This window comes from Leucothrix mucor DSM 2157, assembly GCF_000419525.1.
In the GTDB taxonomy this organism is placed as follows: domain Bacteria; phylum Pseudomonadota; class Gammaproteobacteria; order Thiotrichales; family Thiotrichaceae; genus Leucothrix; species Leucothrix mucor.
Map to the genome: position 1 here is coordinate 3,267,429 of NZ_ATTE01000001.1, position 20,744 is coordinate 3,288,172.

Below are 20,744 nucleotides of genomic sequence, written 5' to 3' on the forward strand. Positions count from 1 at the left end.
CATTAACCGGCAGCCAAAGTGAATTATTGGTCTAAAAATGCACACTATGTGTTAGCATATCAATCGGCTAAATCCATTGGGGGGATTCATGAAATATAAGCTTCAGAGTAACGGTCTGTTACTCCTACTACTGTTCGCACTGTCGGGCTGCGCTGTGCACATGGTCAGCGATTACGACTCTCGCACCGAAACGTCGGTATCAAATATCCGTACTCAACTCACTCGGTTGTTTTTCGAACTGGAAGATCAAGTAGAAAAACCTGAGGAATGCACCTATCAAAACCACGCAGATAAATATAAGCAAGTGTGGGTTGATCTCGACTTGATGACCATGCGGGAGCGGGCAAAAAGTAAAAATAAAACGACCTCAAAACAAGTTAGCGTGCTGGACGAAGCCCTGAAGAAACTACAGAAAAAACATCGAAGAGCCTGTCTGGATAGAGTAGAAATTGCGCTCCTAAACGAATCACTGACGGGAATGTTAGACAGTATTTTACGTTTTGAATTGGCTAAATTACGCGGCGCTCCGAAACCTTACACTTTGACTCCGGCAGGACTATGATGACAGACGAAATAAATACCATTAATGGCACAACGCCAGACTTAGAATCAGTCGCGAAAGATATGCTTATCAGTTTCCGAACATCGCTAGGGGTTCACTGGGTACAACTACGCCCTGCCATGGAAGAGCAGATTCGGGGAGTCAACGAAAGCATTTTATACATTAACAAACTACAGCTTGAGGGAGAGTTGACCGAGGAGTCAGCCCGTGAGCTGATTGAATTTCAGCAGCTAAATATAAAGATGCTAATGGTGGAGTGTGAGGGCTTAAAAGACCTCGCGATTGAAGCCGCAATCAATGCCGCCTTTGAGAAGGTACGAGGTGCGGTGAATCGCCTAGTGAACTTCGAGCTACTGTAATCATAAAAAAGGCGACCCATGTGGGTCGCCTCGAACGAGTTATTGGAAAAACGTTCCTAATTACCAAACACGAACACTGATGCTACCACCGTTAGAGTGATTGTTATTTGAGCCATGGTTGTTCGCGCCATGATTATTGCCACCCTGCTGGCGATTATCATATTGACGGTTGTCGCGCTTTGACTCTGTGCGGCAGGTTGTGCGGTTTTTCGTTAGCGTATTGATCTCTACGCGAGCCGCATGCAGTTTGTTTTGCAGCGATTGACGCTCCCATGAGCTGAAGCCATTAGCGCGGTACTGCTGCTCAAGAGACTTGATGCGGCTTTGAGTAGATCGCAACTGTTGCGCCTCTCTTGGCGTGATTTCGCACGTTTTAATGCCTTGCTGAATCATCACTGCCTGCTCGCGCTGCTCTTGGTTAATACCCGAGTTATGCCCGTTATTTGGGCTGTAAGCGCTAGCTTGCATGCTAACTAGCAAAGTAGCAGCGGCGATAGTGGTCATTGTGATTTGCTTTAACATGATGTAACTCCAGTAATGTGTAAATGGGTTGTTTGTCCTTACAATCATAAAAGCGCAGAGGCTCACCCAGCTGGGCCATTCTTTACACATCCTTACAAAGGGCTTGCGAAGTATTAATGGGTTTCAATCGGATGCTTGTTGACAGTCTCTGTAAAAATCCACACTATTCTCAGCATGAAACGTTACTTCCTCATTTTTCTATTATTTATATCCTTCAATGCGAATGCCATTGCGGGATCAGTGATGATGGCAGAAATGACGGCAATGGCCTCGGCCATGACAATGGAAGCACCTACCTCGCAACACAATCAAATGAATGCCAGTCACCACGATGCCGATCAGTTAAGCATGACCGACCACTGTTCATCAAAAACGTCTGCCGAAGCAAGTTGTGGCGAACATCAGGACTGCGGCGCCTGCCTTGCTCATTGCAGTGGCGCATTGATTAGTGAACTATCCAGTTTCAACACCAGTAACCGTTTTAGCTTTGAAGCGGACTATCGTTTATGGCTTGCACCCCGCACCTACTCCCGCCTGCTAAGACCTCCCAAACTCGCCTGAATCCTTTAAGCACATTGCGTTTTTAATAAACCGCATGTCGCTGCTTTACTTCGATTACCCTTGATTTGTCATTGAATACACGTCGTGTAACACGCTAACCCAGCGCATTATTACGTCTTCAGCTCCTCGACTAAGCAAGCGGTAATCTAAATAAAATCAAAGAATTATTTGGATTCAGCATGAACACTAAATCAACCGACAACCGTCTTGAAAACCCGACACGGCGTCAATTTGTACAAGGCTTAACAGCCTCTGCTTTTCTGGCAGGACTGGCACCTTCCGGCTTATTTGCCGCACCAACGACTGGCAACGCTCAGGTACTAACAGGCAATCACTTTGAGCTAACACTTGAAGAGGTAGAAGTTAATTTCACCGGCAAACGCCGCATGGCCACCACCATTAATGGCTCACTACCCGGCCCCACGCTGCGCATGAAAGAAGGCGAGCAGATCACCATTCGTGTTACCAATAAAATGTCGGTGACCTCCTCCGTGCATTGGCATGGCCTGATTCTACCTAGCAATATGGATGGCGTACCAGGGCTTAGCTTTGCAGGCATCAAGCCCGGCGAGAGCTTTACCTATCAGTTTAAAGCGGTGCAAAGCGGGACTTACTGGTATCACAGCCACTCAGGCTATCAGGAACAAACGGGATTATATGGTTCAATTGTCATTGAGCCGCGCGAAGCTGATGAGGTTGCTTATGACCGTGACTATGTGGTGCTGTTATCCGACTGGTCCGATGAGAAGCCTGAGCAAATCTACGCCAAGCTCAAAAAGCTCAGCCACTACTACAATACTAAAGAACGCACCTTGCAGGATCTGGCCAAAGAAGCCGCCGCCAAAGGCTTTAGTAAAGCCGTTGATGATCGCGAAATGTGGAACCAAATGCGCATGAGTGACCGCGACCTCTCGGATGTAACCGGCTGGACGTACACCTTTTTAGCCAATGGCAAAACACCTAGCGAAGGCTGGACCGGTACATTCAAACCGGGTGAAAAAGTGCGCTTACGCTTTATCAATGCCTCAGCCATGACCTTTTTTGATATCCGCATTCCCGGTTTAAAAATGCAGGTCGTGGCTAGCGATGGGCAAAATATTCAACCCGTTAATGGCATTGATGAATTCCGGATTGGTATTGCTGAAACCTACGATGTCATCGTGGAGCCAAAAGCCGGCTCGTACACCATATTCTCCCAAGCAATTGATCGCTCGGGCTATGCCAGAGGCACCTTGACCAGTAACCCTGCCCAACAAGCAGCTGTTCCTGCAATGGATGCAGTGCCCGTATTAACGCATACCGATATGGGTATGGGTGATATGAGCGGCATGGATGGAATGGAAGGTATGGATCACTCGGCAATGGCCGGAATGTCTGGCATGAACCATGACTCAATGAAAAACGCAGGCGGCGTACAAATTCAGCGTGGCCCTCAAGTCGATATGGTTGCCATGAATCCACAGGTTCGCTTAGATGACCCTGGCGTCGGCCTCAGAAATAATGGCCGTCGGGTACTCACCTATGCCGATATAAAAAACCGCTATCCAACCCTGGACACCCGCCCACCAACCCGCGAAATCGAGCTGCATTTAACTGGCAATATGAGCCGTTATATGTGGTCATTTAACGGTGTTAAATATGCAGAATCCAAGCCAATTGGACTGCGTTTTGGTGAGCGTGTGCGCTTTACGCTGATTAACGACACCATGATGAATCACCCCATTCATCTGCATGGCATGTGGAGCGAACTGGAAACCGGAGACAATAATTACCTGCCTCGCAAGCACACGATTGTAGCGCAGCCGGGAGCCAAGATTAGCTATCTCGTCACCGCCGATGCCAAGGGTCAATGGGCCTACCACTGTCATTTGATTTATCACATGGAAGGCATGTTCCGCCGTGTCATTGTCGCTTAAAGAGGGAATTGGATTATGAAAAAAACACTATCACTTATGGCTTTAGGGCTCTGTTTTTCTCCGGTGGCAAATGCAAAACACAAGCCGATGACAATGGACTGCTCACAACCCATGCATGCCGCTATGTCATTTTGTAAGCAACAAGCTGCAGAACAAGCGGCTCAAGTTATGCCGGAAAAAACAGCCCAACAAGCGCCAATGGTTGACCATTCTAAAATGGATCACTCAACCATGAACCATGCGGCAATGACGAAGGAGCAAACACCCACTAAAACTGTCGATCATTCCAAAATGAATCACGCCGCTATGACCATGGGTAAAGCGCCGAATAAAGTGCCGGCTAAAACCATGGACCATTCTAAAATGAATCATGCCGCAGCACCTGCCGCGAGTATTCCAGTTAGTGATGGCTCAATGGCGGAGGATGTGCCGATGCCATTTCCCGGTGCGATGCACATGGATGATGACCCAATCCTCAGCAAGCTAATGATCAATGCATTGGAATATCGCTTTGGTAACGACGATGAGGACTCGCTCGCTTTAGACGCAGAGGCTTGGGTCGGCAAAGACCTTAACAAGCTGTGGTTGAAAACTGATATTGAATCAGAAGATGGCGAGATAGCCGAGGCCGAATTACAAGCCTTATACAGTCGAGCCATTGCCCCATTTTGGGATTTTCAGGTCGGTGTACGCAAAGACTTTGAGCCGGTCTCACGGGAATGGGTGGTGTTAGGTTTAAAAGGTACCGCGCCTTACCAGCTTGATGTTGATGCTAGTTTATTCTTCGGCAAAGGCGGACAGGTTGGAGCCCGTTTAAACACAGAATATGAACTTATGCTCTCGCAAAAAACCGCACTAGTCCCTGAGTTAGGTGCTAACTTTTACACTAAAGACGATGAGGAAGCGGGTATTGGTTCTGGTATATCCGATCTAGACATTTCACTGCGCCTAAAGCATGAACTCAAGCGCGAGTTTGCGCCCTACATTGGCGTTAACTGGTCAAAGTCCTTTGGGAATACAGCCGATATGTTAAAACAGTCTGGCGAAGAAACATCCGACACACAGCTCATACTAGGCGTTGAAGCTTGGTTCTAAGCACACATCAATAACTATTAATCACAGGAAATAACACAATGAAACTGTTAAAAACACTCATGATCGCCAGCCTATTCACACTGAGCACAGCTGCATTAGCACACACCGGAATCAAGTCCACCTACCCTGCCAATGAGCAAATGTTAGATGCCGCACCCAAGCAACTCACCCTCACCTTTGGCGCAGCCGTTCGCCTAATGAAAGTGACGCTAATGGATGGCGAGCATAAAGACTTAGACATTGACTTCAAACCCTCTGCCGATGCGGGCACCACCTTCAAAGTGAAAGCGCCAGAAATGAGCATGGGTGAGTACATGGTCAGTTGGGTGTCGATGGGTAAAGATGGCCACAAAATGACTGGCGACTTCAGCTTTATGGTACACGGAGAGGGTATGCAGATGAGCCCTGGCGAAGATCATGATGAGATGCACAATGCCAAAAAGCATGATCACTAACGATTAGCCCTTTCGCGGGGTTGCCTTGGTGGCTCCGCGATTATCAGAGGAATAGACTCATGGACAATATCCCCCTGTGGTTAGTGGCTGCTTTCTCCACCAAACTACTGCTCTATATTGCCTTCGCCATGTCGCTAGGTGGTGTTTCCGCCATGCTGATGACGCAACGTTATGAGCCACAAAGCTTGCCGTTTCTGGGCTATGCCACTTGGGGCACAGTGCTGGGGTTACTATTTGCCAGTGCCAGCTTTCTAGTCAAAGTGGGCTCGTTTGCCGAAGCCGGTTTAGCAGGTATGTGGGATGACATGTACATCGAAATACTCTGGCAATCCGGTGTTGGCATGAGCTACAAGCTACGACTAATCGGTTGGTTTGGACTGCTGATGCTGTTGATTATCGTGCGCTTTAAAGCCAGCCTAGCTAAGCCAATATTGATGCTGTGTTTTGCTCTGTCATTTTTGATTGCTGCGTCATTTACTTTCAGTGGTCATACAACCAATCAAGCGGCATGGGTCAGAATCGCGCTCGTGCTTCATATCTTTATTGCCATGTGGTGGGTTGGTTTTTTGCACCCACTGAGGCTCTGGTGCGAAAGCTATCCGACCAACACCTTGCGACTATTAATGCATGAATTTGGAAAACAAGCCTCGCTAATGGTCGCGACACTATTACTGGCAGGCCTTGGTATTTCCTACGCGCTGGAGTCCAACTTTGACAATCTATTCACCAGTGCTCATGGCAATGTGTTGATCTTAAAAGTCAGCGCTGTCGCCGCCATCTTAGCGTTTGCAGCCCTGCACAAGTTTCGATTGGTGCCCGCTTTAAACAGCCATCATTCAGCCTTGGCGCTCCAACGGTCGATTAGTATTGAAATGGCCATCGCCCTTTTCATTCTGATCGTGACCGCCGTACTCAGTACCTTAGTTGGACCCGCTCCAATTTAATTATTTAGAAAACAGGTAATATTATGAAATACATAAAACAAACAATAACTACTTCAACACAACTAATCGCAGGCTTGATTGGTGCACTCTGCTTAGGTGCTTTATCACCGGTTGCTCTGGCGACAACGGATACAGCAACACCGGAAACAACTGCAGTATCACAACCCGTGGAAGTAGCCGCATCGACCTCAGTCAAGCCCAAGTCATTACCATTGCCGCTAGTCACCGTTTATAAAAGTGCCACTTGCGGCTGTTGCACGGCTTGGATTGAACACATGAAAGACAATGGCTTTCCCGTTGAAGCGCATGACTCAGACAACCTCAATGAATACAAAATCAAAGCAAAATTGGGCGCGGGCTTAGGCTCTTGTCATACAGCCTTTGTGGATGGCTATGCGATTGAAGGCCATGTGCCAGCTGATGATGTGAAGCGCTTGCTGAGCGAGAAGCCAGATATTTCAGGCTTAACTGCACCGGGAATGCCAATGAATTCACCAGGCATGGCACCTAAAGGTAGCAAGCCATCAGGCTATGATGTGGTGAGCTTTAAAGATGGTAAGGCAGTTGGTGTGTTTAGCGCTTATTGATATTCCAAACGCTTCAAAAGTCCACTTTAGCGATCAGCTACTAAGCGATGTATTACTAAAAGTAGGCGAGTCATAACACCGGCTCGCCTACATTGGATTTCGAACGTCTAATTCCTCAATCCAATCATAATCCGTCGTATTACGAGTAATCAGCGGAATATTATGTTCCAAGGCCGTCGCTGCAATCAGCGAATCCGCCAAGCCCATTTTCCGCTGCCGTCGTAACTCAATCGCCTTATCCACAATATCCCGCGACATAGGCAGCACGCGCGACATATTAAAAAGTGCTTCTAACTCCCGAGCATCCTCCCCTTTTAGCTGGTGATAACCCAGCACTTCAACGAGCGTAATTTCAGCGGTGGCAAAATCTTGTTTGATCATCCAGTCGCGCAGCGCTTTATGCTCCGGAAGAATGGCGTAGATAAAGATATTACTTTCGATTAACAGCATGGAAATCCGTTTTAGCTAATAAATGGCTGCGCGCATTATCACTTTATTTGTGACTTTCTACTACTTAGCCGAGTCCAATTAATATGAAAGAGGGAGAATTTCTATGACTGACGATAGCCACACAAGCCTGTTACTCGCGTTGATCATTGTGCTAGTACTAATCATATTGGGCGTGTACAGCGTTATAAAACGACAACAAACCAACAATGCCGTTTGGCAAAATGACCACTGGGTCAGCAAAGGCAGCTACACCTTAGCCAGCCTCCAAAGCCAGTGCCAACTCAACCTGCCCGAACCCGACGCACGCCTCACGGTGAGAGATGCGATCGCTCGTGGGTTAGGCAAAAACCCCAGAAGCGGCGACCAGATCGACTGCTATGGCGTCACCTTTCTCGTGATTAATGATAACCTTGAGCGGGTCAATATTTATCCTGTTAACCGGTAACTCCTCAAAGGAATCACGCAATGCATTACCTCGCCACCGCTTTGGTCTTACTCGTCGCGATCGAGCACGTCTATATACTAGTACTCGAAATGTTTATGTGGACTAAACCCAGAACCCGCAAAGCCTTCGGCACCACGCCAGAATTTGCAGAGTCGACCAAAACACTGGCAGCAAACCAAGGGCTATACAATGGCTTTTTAGCGGCGGGTTTACTGTGGGGCGTATTTCACAGCAATGCTGAATTTGGCTTTCAGATACAGACATTTTTCTTAATTTGCGTGTTAGTTGCCGCCGTGTATGGAGCAGCGACCGTTAAGAAATCTATTCTGGTGATGCAGGGAGTGCCGGCTATTCTTGCGCTGCTGAGTCTGGTTTTATTTGGCTAATCCGCACTCTGCTAAAGCCAAGTTTCACGCCCTAGTCCAATCAATCAATCAATCAATCAATCAATCAATCAATCAATCAATCAATCAATCAATCAATCAATCAATCAATCAATCAATTTTGATAAGGCTGTATTTATTTAGATAGCATTTTATCGCCATCTAAATATCATCTCACTTCACAATAATAAACTTCCATCTATTTTACAAAGACTTAAAACCACACTCAATGTCTTGGCACATCCCTTGCAATATCTTCTATGAAAATAATGACAAACAAGGAAAGTACCATGACGACAACTGGCAACTATGAAGTTCTGCACGAGGCAGGCTACTCTCCCATTAAAGCGTGGACGAAAGGCGTGCCTTTTAATGACAATGCCAAACAGCAATTGCTGAATATGGCGCAGATGCCGTTTATTCATAAATGGGTCGCGGCAATGCCCGATGTGCATCTGGGAAAAGGTGCCACGATTGGTAGCGTGATTCCAACGATAGGCGCGATTATTCCGGCGGCGGTGGGTGTCGATTTGGGTTGCGGAATGATGGCCGCGAAAACCACTCTAACCGCGTCCGACCTACCCGACTCACTCGAAGCCATGCGCAGCAAGATTGAGTCCCTCGTTCCGCATGGTCGCAATATGTCACGTGGAAAACGTGATACCGGAAGCTGGGGAAATCCACCAGACGATGTGCTGGATAAATGGCTAACCTTGAGCGATGGATTTCAGCAATTGTGCGAAAAGCACCCTTTCCTGAAAAACACCAATAACCTGAAACACTTGGGAACGCTGGGAACCGGAAACCACTTCATCGAGCTGTGTCTGGATGAAACACAAGCCGTGTGGGTGATGCTGCACAGCGGTTCACGTGGTGTCGGTAATGCCATTGGATCGCATTTTATTGAGCAGGCTAAAAAGGATATGGAGCGCTACTTTATTCACTTGCCCGATAAAGACTTGGCTTACCTGCCTGAAGGTAGCCCGCACTTTCGTGATTATGTGGATGCCGTAGCATGGGCGCAGGATTTCGCACGAGCCAACCGCGAAGTCATGATGGCGCGTACGTTACAAGCGATCCGCGAGATTATGCCAATGCCATTCACCGCCGATGTCGAAGCGGTTAATTGCCACCATAACTACATCAGCCGCGAATACCATTACGGCAAGGATGTCTGGGTGACACGCAAAGGTGCCGTGAGTGCGCAAAAAGGCCAACTGGGAATTATTCCGGGTAGCATGGGCGCGAAATCATTTATCGTGCACGGACTGGGAAATGAAGAAAGCTTTTGCAGCTGCAGCCATGGCGCGGGCCGTGTGATGTCACGTACCGAGGCAAAACGTCGCGTGTCGCTGGATGAGCATAAACTCGCTGTTGCCGGTGTGGAATGCCGTGTGGATGCCAGTGTGATTGATGAAACGCCCTCCGCTTATAAGCCGATTGAAAAAGTGATGGCGGCGCAGAGTGATCTGGTGGAGATCCTACATACGCTGAAGCAAGTGGTTTGTGTGAAGGGATAGATGATGGGATGGGGCCTTGTACAGCTAGCAACAGGCAGTGTAAATTGTTGTCATGCCGCCTTACAAAACAGTAGCGAGAATCAAGCAATGAAAAACCTGAGCGATGTGATCAACCTATCATCAAACCCCATTTCAGATCCCGACTTTCAAGCGCGCTGTAAGGCCGAGCTTGATCTGAATGGCGCTCTGGTATTGCCCAAGTTTTTCTCAGAAGCAGCCATCAAACACGTCAAGCTAGAAGGCGAGACCAAGCAGGATTTAGCTTGGTTTTGTAAGCAAAAACACAATGTATTCCTAACCCCGCCCGACACTGATTTTGCGATGGATCACCCACGAAATCGTGAAGTAGACTCCAGCAAAGGCTGCATTACGGATGATCAGGTTTCAGCGGAATCCCCCTTGCGAACCTTGTACGACTCGCCAGCGTTTAAAGACTTTCTCTGCTACGTGCTGGGCGAAGAGGCCCTGTACAAATACGCGGACGAGCTGTCTTCGATCAATGTGCACTTTGCCAGTGAAGAGCAGGAACTGGGCTGGCACTTTGATAACTCCTCCTTTGCCATTACCTTGATGATTCAAAAACCGAAAGGCGGTGGCGCATTTGAGTATGTTAAAAACATGCGTGATGCTGATCGTGGTGAGATGAATGTCGACGTCGTGGATCAGGTTTTGAATGGCGACGCTGCCGTGTCTTCATTGGAAATTGAAGAAGGCTCGCTGGCGCTGTTTCGTGGGAGAAACTCCATGCATCGGGTCACGCCAACGGAGGGTGATACCACGCGAATGCTGGTGGTGCTGGCTTATAATGGCCAACCTGGCGTTCAACTGTCAGAGTCTGCACGCATGACTTTTTATGGGCGCTTGGCTTAAGTTTTAATAAACTGAGTCCATGCAAGCTTAGCGAAGCAGTTCAATCAGGTCAGGAATAAGTATTTTGTCGCTGGTGTTTTATTCTGAGAATACCGACAATTTCAATGACATCATGTACCTTATAAAGTGCTGAGTAGCCCGATTTTCCATAAGGAACATGAATTTGGCGCACTCCAAAATGCTCTTCGTACTGAGTACCGATATTCGGATTATCAGCAAGGTTTTCCAGCATCAATCGCAAATAATCGATACCTTTAGACTCACCGGTATTCTGAACCTCAAACGTTGTCAGTTTACGCAGGTCACTTGCCGCTTCTGCAGTATAACGAATTGAATAGCCCATAGTTACTGGTTCCGCAATGTCTCTTTGAGCTGATCAATTTCTGCGTTCATTTCTTCTGCCGTGTAAGCATAGCCATTTTCTTCAGCATTTTTTAAAGCATCAACCCCAGATTGAAGCCATGCCTTTTCGTCTTCAATAGCTTGCTTTGCTTCACGAACGTATTTTTTTATCGCCTCTAACATAACCCAATGAGGTGAGCGACCTTGCTCATCAGCAAGAAATTTCACATCACTTAAAACTTCGTCTGTTAATTTGATTGTAGTCAACGTTAAGTACCTATTTTAGATATATCTCCAACTTAAACCCAATTAAACAACTAGTGTTACTTATTGTCAATTATTACCTTCCCAACCTTCAATACTTAATTGCCCCTTAGCAATCAGACAATAAATAATAGTTTTACAGGATCTTAGGAGGTTGAATCTGTTGATAATTGGGACACTTTTTGCACATGACAAAATAACCACGCTGACACTCCGAAGGGTTGGTCAGGCACGATAACCTTGCCATCACGCAGTTTACTTCTTGGCGGATCTGCGTCATTAAATTCAAGCCGGCTTACTGCACAAACAAAAAAGCCATGCTGCCATCACAACAGCATGGCTTAAGTAATATGATCAAATCCGTTTACTTGCCATCATAAACCCGCCCAAGCACCCGCAACCGACTCTGAAACTCCGTCCGATCAACATAACAACCGCGTAAATGGCGCTTACCACTGGCTTCAAACGCCGTCCGCCCATGCAATACCCGACGATTATCAAACACCGCCATGGTGCCTTCAGTAAGCTTCAACTGAATCTTATAACGCGCTGACTGTAACCGCGCCATCAGCTCGCGATACGCCAAATAATACTCATGCATAATCGCTTCCGGCAGATCAAAAATACTCGCCAGATGCGCATTGTATTTCAGCTCAACAATATTACCTTCATGGTCTAAATTAATCACCGGATGATGGTGGCGAATGTCATGCTCATCATCATGAAAACGAAACGGAATGGCATTATTTGCCAGCATATCAAACTGCTCAGGCGCTTCTTTGCGTAAGTCTTCCAGCACGCGCAAGCCATCTGCAAACACCGATTCGCCACCCTCTGCCTCATTCACCAAACAATGCAAAAACTGATAGCCCGGTGGCGTTTCTTGATTAGTCAGATCAGTATGTAATGGCAAGGCCAGCGAGGTGTAAGCCAGATTAACCGGCTTAGGCTCGGAGCGCACTTCAAAGGTCATCCCAAAGTTAGTCTGGCGCTGATAATCAATGCGATGCGCCACATCATCCAATGCTTGCGGGGTGGATGGCATGTTCTTCACCAAAATCAATCCATCGCGATCCAGCTGCTTCATCCAGTCATACAAAGCCTGATCATCCGAGATAATCGCTTCATAATCAGCGCTCTGGATTTTATCAAGAAAGCCTTTATCCCAGCTGCGATCAGTCGGGCGATTATTCGAGCGTAAGTCACCAGAGTACGCGTGTTCGCGCAGCCACTGCCCCGCAAACACACTTTGGTGCTCGCCCTCCGACCAGTTAATGATTAGTGTGTCACCAGTCACGTCATAACTCAGCGGATGAATCTCCGACGTCACACTCAGCTGATTAAACACACGTTCCTGCGTATCGGGGTGCAAGGTGCTTGGGCAGTTATCCCGCAGCCACAGAAAATGAAAGTTAGCACGCTTGCCATCACTCCAGCTCAGGCTTAAACAGTGCTCACCCAAACTGGCCGCGTCCAGTACCGGTGAGGCTTGCAATGGCGTATTCTGAATTTGTGCAGACATAGTAAGGCGCTCGTCAAAGTGTGAAGCTGCACTTTAAAGCAATAAGCACAACGATAGTAAATGACTAATTATGGGCTTTTTGATAAGTATAGCTAATGCAAAATCATCAACAGCCACTCCCGCCATTAAATTGGCTAAAAACCTTTGCCACCGCGGCGCGATTACTCAACTTTACGGCAGCCGCCAAAGAGTTGAATATGACGCAATCGGCGGTAAGCCAGCAGATTCGCTTGTTAGAAGAAAACCTCGGGCAGCCGCTATTTATTCGCGATCATAAAAAGCTGTCACTATCCAATAGTGGTATGGCGTATTTGCCTTCAGTGCAGGAAGCGCTGCAATTAGTCCAACGCGCCACCCACGATATTTTTTCACCCCTGAAATATGGCGTGCTCAACTTACAGGTGAATATCGCCTTCTTAATGTTATGGCTTGCGCCGAGGCTTCCCGAATTCACCAAACTATATCCGGGCGTCACCCTGCGCCTGAGCAGTACCAACTGGAATACGGAGTCCATTGGCTTATCCGCCGACCTCACCATCGGGCATGGCAAAGGCCACTGGCCCAATATGCACAGCGATTGCCTGATCACGCCCAAGCTACGCCCATTTTGCTCGCCACGCTTAGCCAGCCAGCTCCACAGCATTGACGACCTACAGCAATTGCCACTGATTGATATTCTGGGTAATCACCAACAGTGGGAGGACTGGTTTAAAGTCACCAACCTCAACGCTGCGCCGCGCATTCCTGTGAGCCATCAAGTCGATACCGCAGCAGCAGCCGTTGCATTAGCGGTGAATGATGGTGGCGTACTACTAAGTTATGACGAGCTATTAGCCGATAATTTAGCGCGGGGGCAATTGGTCGCGCCATTCGATGTTTACGTCGATACCGTGGATAGTTATTTTCTGATTTACAATAAAGAGCGCCCGCTAAGCAAAGCCGCTGAGTTATTTAAAGACTGGCTAAAAACCATTAAACCAAAACAAAATCAGTGACTTAAAAGAATACAACCACTCATCATGAGCCATCACAAAAAATATTAAAATAAATTGTGACTTTCCCGAGAGACCACCAGTCTCAGTTACATGCTCCACAAAAAATTTAATTATTTACACCTTAGTAAAGGGAACCTACTCATGAACATGAAAACAAAATTAGCAACAGCAGTATCGTTCGCATTGTTGTCAGCCAGCGGCGCAGCATTAGCTGAAGTCACCTTGTATGACTACACAGAAGCAACTAGTGCTTATGAAGATGCATACATCAATGGCCAGTTTAGTGCCACTGATGGTAACCAAGATCAATCAGCTTACAACGCTGAGTTGTCTTTAGATTACGATCGCGTATTCAGCAGCCCTAACCGTAACGTTGGCGTGTCTTTCTACGCAGACGGTTCAGTTAGCCGTGACTCTACGGCAGGTGCTGGTTCAGAAAGCACTTACTTGGTCAACGGCTCTGTGACTGCAGATAACTATTTCCGTCCGGGCTCAAAAGGCGCGTTCTGGTACGGCTCTGGCGCACTAGGCCTGAAGAAAGACGCTGATGACCCATATGCAAAAGTTGGTTTGGGTTTAGGTTACGGCCGTGTGGTTAACGTAACGCCAATGGCTAAAGCGATTCGCTTGGTTGAAGCATTACGTGAGCAAGGTGCTCTGACTGCGACGCCTTCAGTAGCGGTTTACCAGCAAGTGGCGAACATTGTGTCTCGTGAGAACGAGTACAAAAGCAAGTTCGGTTACGGCAGCTATGACCAGCACTGGATTGCTGACATGGAAAAAGCACTGGGCGGCAACTTAGGCGCTGGTGGCGTAATCAAAGCTAACGACGTACTGCAAAACGAATTCATCTCTAGCCGTAAATACGGTTGGTTAGTTCGTGCAGGTGTTGGTGCGGTAGTCAGCAACTACGACGGTACGGATGGCGGCGACCCTTCTTTGGATTTTGGTGCTGAATACCACCGTCCTTTGAACAACCGCACACAGTTCTCTAACGTCGCTAGCCTGTCTACCATTTACGGCGACGACGATGCAGCGTACCAAGTGAACAATGCAATGACATTGACTCACGAGCTGACTGACAAAGTTGACTGGGAAAATGCTTGGTTGTTGGATTACAGCAAGTCTGGCGACGACGCAGTTGATGATGTAACGACTAACACATTGGCTTCTACGTTCCGTTACTACCTGGACAACCAGTTAGACCTGACTCTGACCGCTAAAGCATCAAAAGTTGACGATGGCATTGCCAACAACGGCAACCAAGATGTTGACACCTCTTTAAACATGGGTGTGAGTTACCGCTTACGTTAAGCGCGTAACATTAAGCGAAGGATGTTTCCCCCATCCTTCGCTTTTTTGTATCTGGAATTTGGTGCGCTTACCAATATCAGCGAATACTGTATACTGCCCTCTTCCGGCCTTACTCCACTATTCATGAAAACTACACTCTCCACTCTGGACGACGACACATTAGTGCGCCAATGTCAGACAGAGCTTCCGTACAACTCAACAAGCTATGAAGAGCTGGTCAAGCGTTATCAAAAGCCTGTTTTCTACATGTGCCGACGCTATTTGTCGGTTGAAAGTGATGCGGAAGATGCCACGCAGGAAGTGTTTATGAAGGTGTTTCACACGCTACCCGCCTTTGAGCACCGCTCTACGTTTAAAACCTGGCTGTTTAGCATTGCCATTAATCACTGCAAAACCTTGCTGGGCAAAAACCAGCGCTTTGATCAGTTTCATGAATTTGCAAATGATGACGACACACAAACCGACTACGAGGATGAAGCCGCCGACACGGCTAAACTCTCCGAAGCCGAGGATGAACGTAATTGCGTGCAAAATGTGATTAGCAAAATGCGCGAAGATGAGCGCGATGTGATCTTGCTTCGCTTCACCAGTGAATTATCAATCGAAGAAATTTCCAATGTACTGGGTAAACAACTCAGTGCCACCAAAATGGCATTTTATCGCACGCTGGAAAAATTCAAAGCCCTGCATGAGAAGTACTGCACATGAGCAAACAAGAACAGCAGGACCTTGAATCGCTTGTTAAGAATATTTTCAAACAAAGCAAGCAAAGCAACCACCGCTCTTCCCGCTCTCGCCTGAAAGCCATTTTAGGCCGTAGCCTGCACGAGTTGGCCATCCGCGATATCTTAATTTTCTTCGGTCACTTAATTAGCGCCATGTTTACGATGCTCAGCAGCCTTCTCAAGCTGTTGGTCAACAACCGATAAATTCTTCAACGGAAGTCATTGTTTATGGATTTCAATACATTAGTTGATTTTGAAAAACTTCAGAACACCGTCGTCAGCAATCTGACTGCACAGTGGTCTGGTGTTCTTAGCTCATTACCCAACCTCATCGGTGCGGTGCTGGTTTTATTACTCGGCATTATCGTGGCGATGGTGCTGAAAAAAATCAGCCAAACCGTGCTGCGTCGGGTGGGACTAGACCGCATCAGCAGCAAAGCCGGTGTTTCTGATGTCATGCAGGATGCGGGCTTAGTCAAACGCCCTTCTATTCTTGCTGGCAAAATGGTGTTCTGGTTGGTGTTATTTGTATTTATGGTACCGGCAGCCAATATGCTGGGCCTTACCGATCTGGTGAATTTGTTTAAGAGCTTTATCGCCTTCTTACCCAAAATCATCACCGCCTTAGTGATCATTATTTTCGGCATGATGTTTTCGCAGTTTTTACGGCGAACCATTATGGAGAAGCCAGCCACCATCGGCTCCAACTCGGCTAAAACGCTGGGGAACCTAGTCTACGGTATTATGGTCACCGTGATTGTATTGGTGGGGCTGGAACAGCTAGATATTGAAACCGTCTTACTGCATAACATTATTATGCTGGTGGTTGCGGGAATCATGCTGACGTTGGCCGTCTCGTTAGGCCTTGGCTCTCGGGAAGTGGCGCACAATCTGCTGGCGGGAATCTATGCCCGTGAACAATTTAAGCAAGGTGATATTATTCAATTGAATGATGTAACGGGTGTGGTGCGTGAAGTTAGCACGCTGAGTACGATTATTGTCGTTGATGACAATGAAGAAGTCTCGATTCCAAACTCAACGCTTTACAACCACGTTGTTAAAATCTCTTCTTAAGCGAGCAATCTACAAAATACCGGGGCAAAAAAAGGCCCCGGTAAGACCTCTCTGACCGGGGCAAAAGGGTACTACTCACAACACGGATCTTATTACTTGGTCCAGCCTTCCACACCACCTAACAAGTTACGGACATTGGTATAGCCCATCGCTGTTAGTGTATTAGCCGCCAAGCCACCACGAATACCTTTTGAACTCACGATAATGATTGCTGCATCTTTATCAGCCAGCTTCTCATACGCTTCAACTTCCAAGAAGTTACGAGGAATGTTCATCGCCGTACCTTCAATACCCGGTGTCGATTCAAACTCACTGCGAGGACGCACGTCCAACAACAGGATTTCATCGCCACGCGCCATAATCTCTTTCAAACGAGTCGCTTGAATGTGCGTTGTCTTTTCCATAATGGACTGGATGTACGCATTCTGAGAGTAAATTGCGATCGATGTATCACTGATTACACTTGATTTCTCAGCATCAGCCGCATCAGTCGTTGCTTCTGTTGCCGCTTCAGCAGCCATATCAGCTTCTACATCCGCAACCATCTCGGCAGCTTCAACAGCGACTTCAGTGGCTGTCTCTTCACTCATTTCTGCATGACTTTCTGCGTATACCGCTGAAGAACCCATCACAGCCAGAAAAGCAACAAGAGCCAGCATTTTTTTGTTTTTCATTATTATCTCCTTGATAATAGATGTTCATTATTGACGATCTGATCACATTGGTGATCTTGTACTGAGTTAGACGTCTGCTCTTCCAATAAAGTCACAATTATTTTAAAAATAATTTAAATCTATTTGTGTCGAAAACATGCCCGCAATCCGGCAGCTGATATAGTACAAATTGTTTGTGACTTTTCAGCGCTTCGGTCACTCCAATCTAAATAAAGTAAAAATTCAAAAGGAAAAACGGATGGAACACCCAGCCTATAGCGTGATCGCTATCGTAGTCTTATTGGTAATCAATGCCTTCTTTGTGGCAGCCGAGTTTGCTCTGGTTAAAGCCAAGAGCTTTAGAATCAACCTGCTCGCGGATCAGGGCAATAAAACCGCGGTACTCACCCAGAAAATCATGGCCGACCTGGAGTCTTATCTGGCCGCTTGCCAGCTTGGAATCACCATGGCCTCATTGGGTTTAGGTTGGGTTGGAGAGCCAGTGGTTGCCGCCTTGCTGGAGCCAATCTTTAAGTCATTCGGCATTCCGGAAGAAATTCTGCACCCGCTGGCCTTTACGCTTGGCTTCCTGTTGTTCTCTTCCTTACACATTGTCGTCGGTGAGCAGGTTCCAAAGACCTTTGCGATTCGTAAAGCGGAGCCGGTTTCTATGTGGTGTGCCTACCCACTGCGCTGGTTCTATTTGCTGGCCTACCCAATGAACTGGTTGCTGAATAAAACCTCTGGTTCGATTCTGGCATTGTTTAATGTTGAAGAAGCCACTCACGCCGATGTGCTATCGGATGAGGAAATTCGCGGCATAATTGATACTTCAGAAAAGCATGGCGACATGACCCCGCATAAAGCAGACATGCTGCACAATATGTTTGATTTTGACACTCACAGCGTGCAGCAGATTATGGTGCCACGTAATGAGATGGACGTGCTCGATTTGCAAGCGCCATGGGAAGACAATCTGGAAATGATTCGCACCACGCAGCACTCTCGCTTTCCGGTATTTGATGGCAATCCGGATACCCCGATTGGCATTTTGCTGGTCAAAGATTTGTACAATGCGATGCTAGGCAATGCCACACCTGAAGCGCCACTGGAAGCCATTCGCTCTAATTTGCGTGAGCCATTAATGGTTCCGGAAACCCAACCCGTGAGTGACTTATTTGAATCGATGCGCCGCAACCGCAACCACATGGCCTTGGTAATGGATGAGTACGGTTGCTTTGCCGGTGCGGTGACCATGGAAGATATTCTGGAAGAAATTGTTGGTGAAATCTCTGATGAGCTGGATATTGATGAAACCGATTCCCCTGTGCGCTGGATGGGCGATCACTGGGAAGCTGATGGCCTGATCTCCATCACTGATTTAGAGCGCGTCACGCATGTTGATTTTGATGATGGCATCGAATCCAATACCATTAGCGGCCTGTTTATGAAACAGCTAAGCCGTATGCCACGCGCAGGCGATGAAATTAATGAAGCGGGCCTGCGCTTTTTAGCGCTGGATATTGAAAATAATCGCGTAGGACGCGTGCAGGTTTATCCAGTAAGCCCAGCCATTATTGCGGATATCGAAGCGCGCGCCGAAGCCGCTGCCAATGCGGACAACACCCAAACTGATACTGAAGACACTACTAAAGGAGATACACCAAATGTCTGAAATCTTCGAGCTAAAAGCCAATACGCCGGAACTGATCAATGCAGTGATTGAAGCGCTCGAAGATTATAATAAGGAAGTGCTGAATGAGATATTCAGCGACCTTGAGGCGGGCGAAATTGCCCACCTTTTGGAATCCTTACCCGACAGTTTGCGTAGTCAGTTGTGGGGATTTATTCCGGAAGACCGTAACGGTGACGTACTATTTGAGCTGGGTGATGTGGCACGTTCATCGCTCGCTAATAATCTGGAACATGAGCAGATCATCGAAGCGGTTTCCAACCTCGATAACAATGACTTGGCCGACGTGGTGGACACCCTGCCAGACGAAATTGGTGAAGCGATTCGCCAATCATTGGATGACGATGGCCTGCAAAGCTTGGAAAACACGCTATCGTTTCCGGAAGATTCTGCTGGTCGTTTAATGGAAACCGAAGCGATTGCCATTCGTTCGGATATTACACTGGAAACTGTACTGCGATTTTTGCGTATTCGTGAATCCATTCCAGATCATACCGATGGCTTGATGGTGATTGACCGCCAGCGCGTGTTTCAGGGTGAACTACCCATCTCTGACCTGCTTACGGGTAATCCAAACGCCTTAGTTCAGGATATGATGGACAAGGAAGCGCTGTATGTAACGCCAACGACCACGCAGCGTGAACTGGCCATTATGTTCCGCGATTTGGACTTGGTATCGATTGCCGTGGTGGATAATGAAGGCGTGCTACTAGGTCGTGTCACACTGGATGACATGATGGATATCATGCACGAGGAAGCCGATCACCAGATTCTGGGTGCGGTTGGTTTGGATGAGGACGAGGATTTATTCTCACCGATTCTACCCAGTGCCAAGCGTCGTTTGTTCTGGCTCGGTATCAATTTGGCGACCGCCTTTTTAGCCGCTTGGGTCATTGGTTTATTTGAAGCGACGCTGGAAAAGATCGTGGCGCTGGCGGTACTAATGCCGATTGTAGCGAGCATGGGCGGTATCGCCGGTGGTCAAACACTCACCCTAATGATTCGAGGGCTGGCAACCGGCAAAATTAGCTCGGGTAATGCCAAGTGGCTAGCCTATAAGGAAATCGCCATCTCGGGGATTAGCGGAGTAACGTGGGCGATTGTGGTCGGACTGGTTTCTTACTTCTGGTTTACCGATATTCGCATCAGCTTGGTATTGGCCGCGTCGATGGTGATTAATTTGCTAATCGCCGCGTTATCCGGCTTTGGTATTCCAATGATTATGAAACGGCTTGGGATTGATCCGGCGCTGGCAGGTGGTGTGGTACTGACTACCGCAACCGATGTGATTGGCTTTGTGAGCTTCTTGGGGCTGGCGACGTTGTTTTTACTGTAGGCACCAGCTTTTTGCATCGAGCGTTTAATAAGTCTCAGATGCTAAACTCCCAATCAAAAGGGGCATGTGATCATTGCCCCTTTTTTATGCTTCACTTTTATTGGCGATGTAGCTTTCAAGCGTAGCCGGTGTCATGGCCTTGGTTAGCTAAAGCTGT

25 protein-coding genes are annotated in these 20,744 nt (G+C 47.5%); 19 read left to right on the plus strand and 6 right to left on the minus strand.

What is annotated here, in order from left to right; genetic code table 11:
* The first annotated feature begins 88 nt into the window (after positions 1-88).
* Together LEUMU_RS0114815 and LEUMU_RS0114820 are read left to right on the plus strand one after the other, a co-directional pair.
* Complete coding sequence (locus tag LEUMU_RS0114815; RefSeq protein WP_022953069.1) at positions 89-562, plus strand: hypothetical protein; 474 nt, start codon at positions 89-91, stop codon at positions 560-562.
* The gene (locus LEUMU_RS0114820) at positions 559-921 is read left to right on the plus strand and encodes a hypothetical protein (RefSeq protein ID WP_040503985.1); all 363 of its coding nucleotides are present in this window, start codon (positions 559-561) and stop codon (positions 919-921) included. The genes LEUMU_RS0114815 and LEUMU_RS0114820 overlap by 4 nt, the downstream gene beginning before the upstream one ends.
* A gap of 60 nt (positions 922-981) precedes the next feature.
* On the opposite strand, the gene LEUMU_RS0114825 is transcribed toward LEUMU_RS0114820, so the two are convergent.
* Positions 982-1,443, minus strand: a complete 462-nt coding sequence (locus LEUMU_RS0114825; RefSeq protein WP_022953071.1) for a hypothetical protein — start codon at positions 1,441-1,443, stop codon at positions 982-984.
* Positions 1,444-1,617: 174 nt separating this feature from the next.
* Between LEUMU_RS0114825 and LEUMU_RS0114830 the strand changes: the two genes are divergently transcribed.
* The 6 genes from LEUMU_RS0114830 (at position 1,618) to LEUMU_RS0114855 (ending at position 7,001) form a co-directional block, all read left to right on the plus strand.
* Positions 1,618-2,004: a CopL family metal-binding regulatory protein gene (locus tag LEUMU_RS0114830; RefSeq protein ID WP_040503986.1), complete on the plus strand. Its 387-nt coding sequence runs from the start codon at positions 1,618-1,620 to the stop codon at positions 2,002-2,004.
* A gap of 179 nt (positions 2,005-2,183) precedes the next feature.
* Entirely contained in the window at positions 2,184-3,920 is a 1,737-nt protein-coding gene (locus LEUMU_RS0114835; RefSeq protein ID WP_022953073.1) for a copper resistance system multicopper oxidase, read from the plus strand.
* Positions 3,921-3,935: 15 nt separating this feature from the next.
* Positions 3,936-5,015 (plus strand): copper resistance protein B, encoded by a 1,080-nt coding sequence (locus tag LEUMU_RS29050; protein WP_022953074.1) that lies wholly within the window; start codon positions 3,936-3,938, stop codon positions 5,013-5,015.
* 38 nt (positions 5,016-5,053) lie between these two features.
* Entirely contained in the window at positions 5,054-5,470 is a 417-nt protein-coding gene (locus LEUMU_RS0114845) for a copper resistance CopC family protein (protein WP_022953075.1), read from the plus strand.
* Between the two features lie 59 nt (positions 5,471-5,529).
* Positions 5,530-6,414, plus strand: a complete 885-nt coding sequence (locus tag LEUMU_RS26250) for a copper resistance D family protein (RefSeq protein WP_022953076.1) — start codon at positions 5,530-5,532, stop codon at positions 6,412-6,414.
* A 23-nt stretch (positions 6,415-6,437) separates the two neighbouring features.
* A complete protein-coding gene (locus LEUMU_RS0114855; protein WP_022953077.1) occupies positions 6,438-7,001 on the plus strand; it encodes a DUF411 domain-containing protein in 564 nt (187 codons plus the stop codon).
* 87 nt (positions 7,002-7,088) lie between these two features.
* Here LEUMU_RS0114855 and LEUMU_RS0114860 read toward each other — a convergent pair whose 3' ends face one another.
* Entirely contained in the window at positions 7,089-7,451 is a 363-nt protein-coding gene (locus tag LEUMU_RS0114860) for a type II toxin-antitoxin system VapC family toxin (protein WP_022953078.1), read from the minus strand.
* Positions 7,452-7,554: 103 nt separating this feature from the next.
* Between LEUMU_RS0114860 and LEUMU_RS0114865 the strand changes: the two genes are divergently transcribed.
* From LEUMU_RS0114865 to LEUMU_RS0114880, 4 genes are all read left to right on the plus strand, one after another.
* The gene (locus LEUMU_RS0114865; RefSeq protein ID WP_022953079.1) at positions 7,555-7,896 is read left to right on the plus strand and encodes a transporter associated domain-containing protein; all 342 of its coding nucleotides are present in this window, start codon (positions 7,555-7,557) and stop codon (positions 7,894-7,896) included.
* A gap of 20 nt (positions 7,897-7,916) precedes the next feature.
* The gene (locus tag LEUMU_RS0114870) at positions 7,917-8,282 is read left to right on the plus strand and encodes a DUF1304 domain-containing protein (protein WP_022953080.1); all 366 of its coding nucleotides are present in this window, start codon (positions 7,917-7,919) and stop codon (positions 8,280-8,282) included.
* Positions 8,283-8,569: 287 nt separating this feature from the next.
* Positions 8,570-9,799 carry an RtcB family protein gene (locus tag LEUMU_RS0114875; RefSeq protein ID WP_022953081.1) on the plus strand — a complete coding sequence of 410 codons (1,230 nt, stop codon included), beginning with the start codon at positions 8,570-8,572 and terminating at the stop codon, positions 9,797-9,799.
* 87 nt (positions 9,800-9,886) lie between these two features.
* Positions 9,887-10,669, plus strand: coding sequence for a HalD/BesD family halogenase (locus LEUMU_RS0114880; RefSeq protein WP_026744803.1), 783 nt, complete (start codon positions 9,887-9,889; stop codon positions 10,667-10,669).
* A 49-nt stretch (positions 10,670-10,718) separates the two neighbouring features.
* Here the strand turns inward: LEUMU_RS0114880 and LEUMU_RS26255 are convergent, their stop codons facing one another.
* The 3 genes from LEUMU_RS26255 to LEUMU_RS0114895 form a co-directional block, all read right to left on the minus strand.
* The gene (locus LEUMU_RS26255; RefSeq protein ID WP_022953083.1) at positions 10,719-11,012 is read right to left on the minus strand and encodes a type II toxin-antitoxin system RelE/ParE family toxin; all 294 of its coding nucleotides are present in this window, start codon (positions 11,010-11,012) and stop codon (positions 10,719-10,721) included.
* Between the two features lie 2 nt (positions 11,013-11,014).
* A complete protein-coding gene (locus tag LEUMU_RS0114890) occupies positions 11,015-11,278 on the minus strand; it encodes a CopG family ribbon-helix-helix protein (protein ID WP_022953084.1) in 264 nt (87 codons plus the stop codon).
* Positions 11,279-11,639: 361 nt separating this feature from the next.
* Positions 11,640-12,797, minus strand: a complete 1,158-nt coding sequence (locus LEUMU_RS0114895) for a TauD/TfdA family dioxygenase (protein WP_022953085.1) — start codon at positions 12,795-12,797, stop codon at positions 11,640-11,642.
* Between the two features lie 95 nt (positions 12,798-12,892).
* Between LEUMU_RS0114895 and LEUMU_RS0114900 the strand changes: the two genes are divergently transcribed.
* The 5 genes from LEUMU_RS0114900 (at position 12,893) to LEUMU_RS0114920 (ending at position 16,905) form a co-directional block, all read left to right on the plus strand.
* On the plus strand, positions 12,893-13,792 hold the full coding sequence (locus tag LEUMU_RS0114900; protein ID WP_022953086.1) for a LysR substrate-binding domain-containing protein: 900 nt from the start codon (positions 12,893-12,895) through the stop codon (positions 13,790-13,792).
* Positions 13,793-13,933: 141 nt separating this feature from the next.
* Positions 13,934-15,106, plus strand: coding sequence for a DUF481 domain-containing protein (locus LEUMU_RS0114905; RefSeq protein WP_022953087.1), 1,173 nt, complete (start codon positions 13,934-13,936; stop codon positions 15,104-15,106).
* A 123-nt stretch (positions 15,107-15,229) separates the two neighbouring features.
* Positions 15,230-15,814 carry an RNA polymerase sigma factor gene (locus tag LEUMU_RS0114910; RefSeq protein ID WP_169446438.1) on the plus strand — a complete coding sequence of 195 codons (585 nt, stop codon included), beginning with the start codon at positions 15,230-15,232 and terminating at the stop codon, positions 15,812-15,814.
* Complete coding sequence (locus LEUMU_RS0114915; protein WP_022953089.1) at positions 15,811-16,035, plus strand: hypothetical protein; 225 nt, start codon at positions 15,811-15,813, stop codon at positions 16,033-16,035. The genes LEUMU_RS0114910 and LEUMU_RS0114915 overlap by 4 nt, the downstream gene beginning before the upstream one ends.
* Positions 16,036-16,059: 24 nt before the next feature.
* Positions 16,060-16,905, plus strand: coding sequence for a mechanosensitive ion channel family protein (locus tag LEUMU_RS0114920; protein ID WP_022953090.1), 846 nt, complete (start codon positions 16,060-16,062; stop codon positions 16,903-16,905).
* Between the two features lie 92 nt (positions 16,906-16,997).
* On the opposite strand, the gene LEUMU_RS28135 is transcribed toward LEUMU_RS0114920, so the two are convergent.
* Positions 16,998-17,579 (minus strand): rhodanese-like domain-containing protein, encoded by a 582-nt coding sequence (locus LEUMU_RS28135; RefSeq protein WP_022953091.1) that lies wholly within the window; start codon positions 17,577-17,579, stop codon positions 16,998-17,000.
* Between the two features lie 238 nt (positions 17,580-17,817).
* Here LEUMU_RS28135 and LEUMU_RS26265 point away from each other — a divergent pair, with 238 nt between their 5' ends.
* Entirely contained in the window at positions 17,818-19,233 is a 1,416-nt protein-coding gene (locus LEUMU_RS26265; RefSeq protein ID WP_022953092.1) for a hemolysin family protein, read from the plus strand.
* The gene (gene mgtE / locus LEUMU_RS0114935; RefSeq protein WP_022953093.1) at positions 19,226-20,587 is read left to right on the plus strand and encodes a magnesium transporter; all 1,362 of its coding nucleotides are present in this window, start codon (positions 19,226-19,228) and stop codon (positions 20,585-20,587) included. The genes LEUMU_RS26265 and mgtE overlap by 8 nt, the downstream gene beginning before the upstream one ends.
* The last annotated feature ends 157 nt before the right edge of the window (positions 20,588-20,744 follow it).

Excerpts from the sequence above, each read along its gene's own strand:
- mgtE (WP_022953093.1), top strand. The coding sequence starts at position 19,226 with ATGTCTGAAATCTTCGAGCTAAAAGCCAATACGCCGGAACTGATCAAT.
- LEUMU_RS0114815 (WP_022953069.1), top strand. The coding sequence starts at position 89 with ATGAAATATAAGCTTCAGAGTAACGGTCTGTTACTCCTACTACTGTTC.
- LEUMU_RS0114870 (WP_022953080.1), top strand. The coding sequence starts at position 7,917 with ATGCATTACCTCGCCACCGCTTTGGTCTTACTCGTCGCGATCGAGCAC.
- LEUMU_RS28135 (WP_022953091.1), bottom strand. The coding sequence starts at position 17,579 with ATGAAAAACAAAAAAATGCTGGCTCTTGTTGCTTTTCTGGCTGTGATG.
- LEUMU_RS0114860 (WP_022953078.1), bottom strand. The coding sequence starts at position 7,451 with ATGCTGTTAATCGAAAGTAATATCTTTATCTACGCCATTCTTCCGGAG.
- LEUMU_RS0114895 (WP_022953085.1), bottom strand. The coding sequence starts at position 12,797 with ATGTCTGCACAAATTCAGAATACGCCATTGCAAGCCTCACCGGTACTG.
- LEUMU_RS0114920 (WP_022953090.1), top strand. The coding sequence starts at position 16,060 with ATGGATTTCAATACATTAGTTGATTTTGAAAAACTTCAGAACACCGTC.
- LEUMU_RS26265 (WP_022953092.1), top strand. The coding sequence starts at position 17,818 with ATGGAACACCCAGCCTATAGCGTGATCGCTATCGTAGTCTTATTGGTA.
- LEUMU_RS29050 (WP_022953074.1), top strand. The coding sequence starts at position 3,936 with ATGAAAAAAACACTATCACTTATGGCTTTAGGGCTCTGTTTTTCTCCG.
- LEUMU_RS0114845 (WP_022953075.1), top strand. The coding sequence starts at position 5,054 with ATGAAACTGTTAAAAACACTCATGATCGCCAGCCTATTCACACTGAGC.
- LEUMU_RS0114905 (WP_022953087.1), top strand. The coding sequence starts at position 13,934 with ATGAACATGAAAACAAAATTAGCAACAGCAGTATCGTTCGCATTGTTG.
- LEUMU_RS0114835 (WP_022953073.1), top strand. The coding sequence starts at position 2,184 with ATGAACACTAAATCAACCGACAACCGTCTTGAAAACCCGACACGGCGT.
- LEUMU_RS26250 (WP_022953076.1), top strand. The coding sequence starts at position 5,530 with ATGGACAATATCCCCCTGTGGTTAGTGGCTGCTTTCTCCACCAAACTA.
- LEUMU_RS0114910 (WP_169446438.1), top strand. The coding sequence starts at position 15,230 with ATGAAAACTACACTCTCCACTCTGGACGACGACACATTAGTGCGCCAA.
- LEUMU_RS0114865 (WP_022953079.1), top strand. The coding sequence starts at position 7,555 with ATGACTGACGATAGCCACACAAGCCTGTTACTCGCGTTGATCATTGTG.
- LEUMU_RS0114820 (WP_040503985.1), top strand. The coding sequence starts at position 559 with ATGATGACAGACGAAATAAATACCATTAATGGCACAACGCCAGACTTA.
- LEUMU_RS0114880 (WP_026744803.1), top strand. The coding sequence starts at position 9,887 with ATGAAAAACCTGAGCGATGTGATCAACCTATCATCAAACCCCATTTCA.
- LEUMU_RS0114855 (WP_022953077.1), top strand. The coding sequence starts at position 6,438 with ATGAAATACATAAAACAAACAATAACTACTTCAACACAACTAATCGCA.
- LEUMU_RS0114915 (WP_022953089.1), top strand. The coding sequence starts at position 15,811 with ATGAGCAAACAAGAACAGCAGGACCTTGAATCGCTTGTTAAGAATATT.
- LEUMU_RS26255 (WP_022953083.1), bottom strand. The coding sequence starts at position 11,012 with ATGGGCTATTCAATTCGTTATACTGCAGAAGCGGCAAGTGACCTGCGT.
- LEUMU_RS0114830 (WP_040503986.1), top strand. The coding sequence starts at position 1,618 with ATGAAACGTTACTTCCTCATTTTTCTATTATTTATATCCTTCAATGCG.
- LEUMU_RS0114875 (WP_022953081.1), top strand. The coding sequence starts at position 8,570 with ATGACGACAACTGGCAACTATGAAGTTCTGCACGAGGCAGGCTACTCT.
- LEUMU_RS0114900 (WP_022953086.1), top strand. The coding sequence starts at position 12,893 with ATGCAAAATCATCAACAGCCACTCCCGCCATTAAATTGGCTAAAAACC.
- LEUMU_RS0114825 (WP_022953071.1), bottom strand. The coding sequence starts at position 1,443 with ATGTTAAAGCAAATCACAATGACCACTATCGCCGCTGCTACTTTGCTA.